This is a genomic window from Pseudomonas sp. PDM15 (assembly GCF_014851565.1).
In the GTDB taxonomy this organism is placed as follows: domain Bacteria; phylum Pseudomonadota; class Gammaproteobacteria; order Pseudomonadales; family Pseudomonadaceae; genus Aquipseudomonas.
On record NZ_JACVAA010000019.1, the window covers coordinates 1 to 599 of the forward strand.

General features: G+C 59.3%; 1 protein-coding gene. It reads right to left on the reverse strand.

Going from position 1 to position 599, the window contains the following annotated elements; genetic code table 11:
- Window positions 1-599, reverse strand: a 599-nt coding sequence (locus IB232_RS23345) for a calcium-binding protein (RefSeq protein ID WP_225592491.1), incomplete at both ends; no start/stop codon positions are given.

The window sequence follows — 599 nt, forward strand, 5'->3', positions numbered from 1 at the left end:
AATCAGCGTCTCATTGCCGGAACCACCCTGCTGTACCCAGCCGTTCGCAAACAGCTGCGCCCAAGTCAAAGTTGTGCCATCGGCAAACTCGACTTTCTCAATGAGCGTCGTAGAGCCCCAGGTAGCCATCACCGTGGTCGAGGTCAGTGCATTCTTCAGCACCACCTTGTCCACGCCGTTGGCATGGGCGATCACCAGATCGACACCAGAGCGCTGGAACTGCAGATCCTCCAGCTTGATGCCCTCGCCGAAGCGCAGTACATCCACCGCACCGGTATGGCTACCGGTTTCGACAATGCTATCCACACCATCGCCCAGGTTGAACAGGTAGGTGTCGCTCTTGTAGCTGCCGTTCAGGGTGTCGTTGCCGGTACCACCGGCCAGTACGTTGTTGTTGGAGGAGCCGGTATCCGTCCTCAGCACATCGTCACCCGCCTCACCGAACAGGCGGTTGCTGCCATCGCCACCGTCGAGGGTGTCGTTACCGGCACCACCGCGCAGTTCATCGGTACCTGCATGACCAATCAGCGTCTCATTGCCGGAACCACCCTGCTGTACCCAGCCGTTCGCAAACAGCTGCGCCCAAGTCAAAGTTGTGC